Source organism: Neobacillus thermocopriae (assembly GCF_010975035.1).
GTDB classification, from domain to species: domain Bacteria; phylum Bacillota; class Bacilli; order Bacillales; family Cytobacillaceae; genus Neobacillus; species Neobacillus thermocopriae.
In genome coordinates, this window is sequence record NZ_JAAIUV010000022.1 from 50,775 (window position 1) to 58,541 (window position 7,767).

The window sequence follows — 7,767 nt, forward strand, 5'->3', positions numbered from 1 at the left end:
AATAAAAGTTAAAAAGGAGTTTGATGAATAATGGCAGAAAAACAATTCAAGGTTATTGCAGATACTGGTATCCATGCAAGACCAGCTACACTATTAGTTCAAACAGCTAGCAGATTTGATTCTGAAATTAATTTGGAATATAAAGGTAAAACTGTTAATTTAAAATCTATTATGGGTGTTATGTCACTAGGAATTGGTAAAGGTGCAGACATCAAGATTACTGCTGAAGGTAGCGATGCAGCTGAAGCACTAAACAGCTTAGAAGAAACATTGAAAAAAGAAGGATTGGCTGAATAATGACTTTTTTAAATGGTATTGCTGCATCAAATGGTATTGCCATGGCAAAAGCTTATCGTTTGGTGGAACCAGATTTGAATTTTGAAAAGAAGACCGTTGAAGATTCAACGGCTGAGGTGGAGCGTTTCCGCCAAGCTATGGCAAAAGCTAAATCAGAACTTGAATTGATTCGTGAGCGTGCAGAACAAGAATTGGGAGCAGACAAGGCGGCTATATTCGAAGCCCATCTCCTTGTGTTAAATGACCCAGAATTGAATACCCCGATTGAAGACAAAATTAAATCGGAAAATGTAAATGCTGAAGCAGCTCTTAAAGAAACTGCAGATATGTTCGTTACCATGTTTGAACAAATGGATAATGAATACATGAGAGAGCGTGCTGCAGATATTCGTGACGTAACTAAGAGGGTTTTAGCTCATTTATTAGGTGTTCAATTGGCTAATCCGAGCATGATCTCAGAAGAAGTTATCATTGTTGCTGATGATTTAACTCCATCAGACACTGCACAATTAAATAAACAATATGTAAAAGGATTCACCACCAATATTGGGGGACGTACATCACATTCAGCTATTATGGCTCGTTCAATGGAAATCCCTGCGGTTGTTGGAACAAAAACAGCAACAGAAGAAATTAACAATGGCGATTTTGTGATTGTAGATGGATTAAAAGGTGAGGTACATATTAATCCAACCCCTGAGCTTGTTGATCAATATAAGAAAGTTCATGAAGATTATGAAAAACAAAAATCTGAGTGGGCCAAGCTTGTAAATGAGCCAACGGTTTCTGCTGATGGTCATCATGTCGAGCTAGCTGCTAATATCGGTACTCCTAATGATTTAAAAGGTGTAATTGATAATGGCGGTGAAGGTATAGGACTGTATCGTACGGAATTCCTTTATATGGGTAGAGATCAGCTTCCTACGGAGGAAGAACAATTTGAAGCTTACAAAGCTGTATTAGAAGGAATGAATGGAAAACCAGTAGTTGTGCGTACATTAGATATTGGTGGGGACAAAGAACTACCATATCTACAGCTACCTAAAGAGTTAAATCCATTCTTAGGATTCCGGGCTATCCGTCTTTGCTTAGAAGAACAAGGAATATTCCGCACTCAACTCCGCGCTTTATTACGTGCAAGCATTTATGGGAATTTAAAAATTATGTTCCCTATGATTGCAACACTAAATGAATTTAGAGAAGCTAAAGCGATTCTTGAAGAGGAAAAGCAAAAGTTAATTGCGGAAGGTCAACAAGTAGCTGACAACATTGAACTTGGTATCATGGTTGAAATTCCATCAACAGCCGTGTTAGCCGACCAATTTGCGAAGGAAGTAGATTTCTTTAGTATTGGTACGAATGACTTAATTCAATATACAATGGCTGCCGACCGCATGAACCAACGTGTATCTTACTTATATCAACCATATAGTCCATCCATTCTTCGATTAGTAAAAATGGTCATTGATGCTGCACATGCAGAAGGAAAATGGGCTGGAATGTGTGGTGAGATGGCAGGGGATGAAACGGCTATTCCTGTTCTGTTAGGATTAGGGCTTGACGAATTCTCCATGAGTGCCACATCCATTTTGAAAGCTCGTTCACTTATAAAAGGTTTGAAAAAATCTGACATGGAACAGCTTGCACAAGAAGTATTGAATATGCAAACTACCGAACAAGTGGTAGAAGCAATTAACAAAAGAATAAAATAATTTTATGACTAGGGACTGATTTTTCAGTCCCTAGTTTTTTTAGAATCATCTAGATTGTTTCGTGCAATTACAGTTGATGTGAGACACCTTCACATTTCATCCAATGCTCAGTTAACATATAATAGCTTCTAACTCCTCATTTCTTTTATAGTTAAAGGGCACAATAAGGAAGTTATTAATAGGAAAAGAAGTACGATCGAAAACGATCGCTTTTGGGAGTCGGCTATACATAGGCACCAATGGGCATAGTACTTTTTTAATCAAAATTCAATGATTAATGATAAAATAGAAAAAAATAGGAAGGGGAGAGAAGGTAATGTTAACACCTGAGAATACAGTAATTGGTTTCATTGGAACCGGGGTTATGGGAAAAAGTATGGCAGGTCATTTGTTAAAAGATGGATATCCATTAATTGTTTATTCCCGTACGAAAGAAAAGGCAAAGGATTTGATTGATCAAGGAGCCCAATGGGTGAACAATCCGAAAGAGGTTGCTGAAAAGTCATCCGTCATTTTTACGATGGTCGGTTACCCGTCAGACGTCGAGGAAGTGTATTTAGGACCTGAAGGTTTAATTACACATGGAAAATCGGGAAGCTATTTTATTGATATGACTACATCTTCCCCATCCCTTGCTGAAAAAATTTATGAAGAGGCAAAAAAGAAAGGAATATATTCCATTGATGCACCTGTTTCGGGTGGAGATATTGGGGCTAGAGAAGCAAAACTTTCCATTATGGCTGGTGGAGATTTGGAGGCTTTTAACGTGGTTCGCCCTATACTAGAGCTTTTAGGTACGAACATTGTGTATCAAGGAACTGCAGGGATGGGGCAACATACGAAAATGTGTAATCAAATTGCGATTGCATCTAATATGGTCGGTGTTTGTGAAGCCATTATTTATGCAGAAAAAGCAGGTCTAGATCCTGAAAATGTATTAAAAAGTATTTCAACAGGGGCTGCAGGTAGCTGGTCATTAAGCAATCTTGCTCCTCGAATGCTGGCAAGGAATTTTGAACCTGGCTTTTACATAAAACATTTTATCAAGGATATGAAAATTGCTTTAGATGAAGCGGAAAAAATGGGGATAGAATTACCTGGTTTAGCATTAGCGAAATCGTTATATGAGAAATTAGTAGAAATGGGAGAAGAAAACAGCGGGACACAAGCACTTTATAAGTATTGGAAAGAATAAAATGGTAATGGCCATAACTGGTAAGAATAATTCCCTCTAAGATTCTTGAAACTATTAACGATCGTGTAAAGGAGGGATAGTTATGGCGAAACGAACGAAGAAAAATGATCCTCAGCAGAAAAACAAAAAAGGATTTGATTCCGCTGTGATAAATGCTGAATTTGCACACGAAATGGGTGCAACTGATACAAATAAAATTCGTCGTGATAAAGAGAAAAAAGTAAATGCTGCAAAAAATAATGGGAAATATAAAGGGATGAATCCATAAGAAAAAAATCCTCGCTCTTATTAGCGAGGATTTTTTTGAAAATATTGTTCGATCCGATCTAGGCCTTCCACTAAAGTATCCATTGAGCAGGCAAATGACAAGCGAAAATAGCCTTCCCCATATTCTGAAAATGCACTTCCGGGTACAACGGCTACTTTCACCTGTTTAACCAAATCGAGGGCAAAATCAAAGCTTTTTAATCCCATTTCTTCTGGGATTTTTACAAAGAAATAAAACGCCCCTTCAGGCATAACCACCTCTAGTTCCATGTTTTGTAACCGTTGATAAACATAATTTCTTCTTTTTTGATACTCTATTTTCATTTTATTAGCATCATTCTTCCCAGTCGTAAGGGCTTCAAATGCGGCTTTTTGTGCTATAGAGTTTGCACAGGAAACATTATATTGATGGACTTTTAAAATATGTTGTGTAATTGTTTCAGGAGCAAATAAAAAGCCAATTCTCCAACCGGTCATAGAATGGGATTTAGATAACCCATTTATTAAAATCGTTTTATCTTTTAAATATTGAGCAATAGATGTATGGTCCCTGTCATAGGTTAGTTCACTGTATATTTCATCGGCCAACACAAAGATTTCTTTATCTCTTAGAAAATCAGCCAGTTCTTTTAGTTCCGATTCAGTAAGACTGACTCCTGTTGGATTGGAAGGGTAAGGGAGGACTATACATCGGGTTTTTTTCGTAATATAAGGTTTAATAACGTCTAATGTAAAGCGGAATTGGTGTTTACGGGTATCGATATATATTGGAACTGCTCCCATCATACGTATAACTGGTTCATAACCCGGATAAACAGGTCCTGGAAGCAAAACTTCAGCTTCGTCAGTTAAAATAGTCCGAAAAGCAATATCGATCGCTTCACTCGCCCCCATTGTTACAATCACTTCAGAATCCGGGATATAGTTAAGTCCGTATTTACTTTTCATAAAATCACAGGCAGCTTTCCTTAATTCTAGTGTACCAGCATTATGAGTATATGAGGTGAAATTATCTTCAATAGCGAGAATACCCGCCTTTTTAACATGTTCCGGTGTAGGAAAATCAGGTTGTCCAATCGTTAATGAAATAAGTCCCTCAGTATGTGAAACCATATTATAGAATTTCCTAATACCAGATATTTCAATATTTTTTACTCTAGGGTTAATTAAATGATCCATTATTTGCACATCCTTCCAGTGAGGAATTAGATTAGTTTTCATAAAGATAGTCTAAATGATAACAAAATTTTAATAAAAGTAAATATTCCTAAAGGATAATGAATTTGATTTGCGTTATTAGGGCTGATTTTCTATAATTGGAGAATTTGTGGCTAATTTTACTGTTCGGTTATAAGAAGCATAACAAAAGGCTGAATTGATCAGCCTTTTTGATTTACGAGTACCTTTCGCCTAATTTTTTAAAGATAGGTTTTTGATAGGCTCGGGATTTATAGCGATGATTCGAAGGAGAGGACTCTTGGTTTGTAATCCCAGTATAGGATTGTAACATAGCTTTGGCAGCATTTAGTGAGAGTTTTGCTTTAGGATTCCTGATATGCCCGTCCAATTTACCTAGGTGTGGAAGATTAATAAAATCTGTTTTCGTTGGAGGAATATGAAATAAATACCCCCCACATTCTACTAGTACATCTGATTGCTGTTGACTATTTTTTGGGTTGTTTGAAAAATGAAGTCCAATTTTTTTGGCTCTTCCTTCGTTAATGAGTTTTTTTAATGATTCTTGTTTCAATTTATATAAATATTTGGGATTCGGTGCGGTCTTCGCATGTCGATTAACAATAAAGACTGCTTGAGCGAGGTTTTCAATGGTAAGATTCATTTTTTTTTGGGGAATTTTTTGGTCGGAATTCAAAATTGGGTTCTCCTTTCTATTTATTCAGACATTTATATTATACCGATTCATAATGAAAATAGAAATAAGTTACTTCTTTCACCGTTAATTTCATTGTAAAATAGTAATAAAAGAAGAAAAAGTGACAAAAATGAGAATTCTTTTACTTGAGGATGTGCAAATGAAACAATATAATCATTTCTTAACAAAAGAATTAGAATCAGGTAAGGCTGGTCCTAAAATTCAAAAAATTATTTTTGAAATTATTTTTCAACATATTCAAGATATGGTTTTTGTTATGAAGGTTGAAGAGGGGCCAAAATTTCGTTATTTGTTTATGAATGAAACGGGTATGAAAAAAGCGAACCTTTCAATCGAATCCATTGGTAAGACTTTTGAAGAAGCACTTTCCACTGAAGCGGCCTTTTTTCTTCAGAAAATGTATGAACAGTTATTGAATACAAAAGAAGTTGTTATTTTTAATGATCGTCTTGTTAATAAGGATGGAAATGAAGTATATGGTGAAACCATTTTAACTCCTATTTTTGATAATGAACATTCCATCAGGTATATTATCGCCATTACTAGAGATATAACTGAACGGACAATGGAGAAAAAGAGAATTATGGAAAGTGAGCAGAGATATCGATCGATTGTAGATCATAATTTGGATGCGATTTTTACTTTAAGTACATCAGGAAAAATTATGGAGGCCAACCCTGCAGCAGAACGATTAACCGGATACACTGAAAAGGAAATGACCATTCGTTCGATTTATGATATGATCGATGACCGTGATTTGGACAAGTTTCGGCAGTTATTAGATAAAACTTGTTCTGGCTATGCCTTGGAAAATATGGATTGTAAATTGATTCATCGAAAAGGGCATCTTCTCATCGTACATATAAAAACGGTACCGATTATCGTCAATGGGGAAATTAAAGGTTTGTATGTTATTTTTAAGGATTTATCTGAGCAGGCAAAAAATATGGAAATGATTAAATTTATGGCTTTTCATGATCAATTAACTGGTCTATTAAATAGGAGAGCGCTTCTTGAGCATTTAAATGAACAAATTTATGTAAAAACAAATGATTCATGTGAATTTGCCTTATTTTCTATTGACTTAGATCGTTTTAAATACCTAAATGATTCATTAGGACATTTAGCTGGTGATGAAATCTTAAAAAAAGTATCAAGCCGCTTACTACAAATTCAGAATGATAACTGCTTTGTTTATCGAGTAGGTGGGGATGAATTTACCATACTCCTCTTACATACAAATCGAAGTGAAGCAAGCCGTTTTGCCTCTAAAATTTTTTCTATATTTTCACATTCATTTTATTTAAATTCTCATGAATACTTTATTTCACCAAGTATCGGAATTAGCATGTTTCCCAATGATGGTAAAGATCCGGAAACATTAATTAAAAATGCTGATGAAGCTCTTTTCCGAGTTAAGGAAAAAGGAAGAGCTCATTATCAGTTTTACTGTACGGATATGAATTCCGTTATTACTAATGTCGTGACTCTAGAGACACATTTACGTAAGGCAATAGAAAAAAATGAACTTGTCTTATATTATCAGCCACAGATAAATTGTGAAAATGGAGAAGCAAAATGCTTTGAGGCTTTACTCAGATGGAAGGATCATGAGTTTGGTCATATTTCCCCAGATGTTTTTATTCCATTGGCAGAAGATACAGGTATGATCATTTCGATTGGAAATTGGGTAATAGAAAGCGTTTGTAAGCAAATAAAAACTTGGTATGAAAAGGGAATTGATGATATTCGGATTGCGATAAATATTTCACCTAAACAAATGAATCAACCTAATCTTGTTCCATTTATACAATTAATGATTGAAAAATATAACATAAACCCATCGTCATTAGAAATTGAAATAACTGAAGGAGTCATGCATGATACAAGAGAAGTGGCACCCATATTATTCAAATTAAAACAATTGGGGATCTATATTTCTGTTGATGATTTTGGAACTGGTTTTTCATCTTTAAATTATTTAAAAAGATTTCCGATTGACGGGTTGAAAATTGATCAATCCTTCATAAAAGAAATTTTGTCTGATGAAAAAGATGCTGCGATTACTACTACCATTATTCATTTGGGCAAAAGTCTTGGTTTAGAAGTGATTGCGGAAGGTGTGGAAGAAAAAGAACAAGTTACATTTCTTAGAAATGCAGGTTGTCATAAAATTCAAGGGTATTATTTTTCAAAGCCTATTCCAGTTGATGAGCTGGAGAAAATGTTTTTGTGTAGCAGCCAAATGAAAAAAATCCTTATCTAATATAAGGATTTCAGATTGTAGACAAAAGGCATTCCGAATAAACTTAATTCGAAATGCCTTTTCAAATTTTAAGCAATTTTTGGTCTATATTAACTTTAATTTGACCCCTACGGGGTCAATTATTATACCATTTTTG

Annotated in this window: 7 protein-coding genes; 5 read left to right on the forward strand and 2 right to left on the reverse strand. The window is 35.1% G+C overall.

Features of this window, described 5'->3' with window-relative positions; all coding sequences use genetic code 11:
* Positions 1 to 30 precede the first annotated feature (30 nt).
* From G4Z05_RS13090 to G4Z05_RS13105, 4 genes are all read left to right on the forward strand, one after another.
* A complete protein-coding gene (locus G4Z05_RS13090; RefSeq protein ID WP_038540613.1) occupies positions 31 to 297 on the forward strand; it encodes a phosphocarrier protein HPr in 267 nt (88 codons plus the stop codon).
* Entirely contained in the window at positions 297 to 2,009 is a 1,713-nt protein-coding gene (ptsP, locus tag G4Z05_RS13095; RefSeq protein WP_163252280.1) for a phosphoenolpyruvate--protein phosphotransferase, read from the forward strand. The genes G4Z05_RS13090 and ptsP overlap by 1 nt, the downstream gene beginning before the upstream one ends.
* 316 nt (positions 2,010 to 2,325) lie before the next feature.
* The gene (locus G4Z05_RS13100; protein ID WP_163252281.1) at positions 2,326 to 3,204 is read left to right on the forward strand and encodes an NAD(P)-dependent oxidoreductase; all 879 of its coding nucleotides are present in this window, start codon (positions 2,326 to 2,328) and stop codon (positions 3,202 to 3,204) included.
* A gap of 82 nt (positions 3,205 to 3,286) precedes the next feature.
* Positions 3,287 to 3,472: a hypothetical protein gene (locus G4Z05_RS13105; protein ID WP_163252282.1), complete on the forward strand. Its 186-nt coding sequence runs from the start codon at positions 3,287 to 3,289 to the stop codon at positions 3,470 to 3,472.
* 20 nt (positions 3,473 to 3,492) lie between these two features.
* Here the strand turns inward: G4Z05_RS13105 and G4Z05_RS13110 are convergent, their stop codons facing one another.
* Positions 3,493 to 4,650, reverse strand: coding sequence for an aminotransferase A (locus G4Z05_RS13110; RefSeq protein WP_163252283.1), 1,158 nt, complete (start codon positions 4,648 to 4,650; stop codon positions 3,493 to 3,495).
* 214 nt (positions 4,651 to 4,864) lie between these two features.
* Positions 4,865 to 5,311: a YkyB family protein gene (locus G4Z05_RS13115; RefSeq protein WP_163252291.1), complete on the reverse strand. Its 447-nt coding sequence runs from the start codon at positions 5,309 to 5,311 to the stop codon at positions 4,865 to 4,867.
* 193 nt (positions 5,312 to 5,504) lie between these two features.
* On the opposite strand from G4Z05_RS13115, the gene G4Z05_RS13120 reads away from it, so the two are divergent.
* Complete coding sequence (locus G4Z05_RS13120) at positions 5,505 to 7,631, forward strand: bifunctional diguanylate cyclase/phosphodiesterase (RefSeq protein ID WP_163252284.1); 2,127 nt, start codon at positions 5,505 to 5,507, stop codon at positions 7,629 to 7,631.
* Positions 7,632 to 7,767 lie beyond the last annotated feature (136 nt).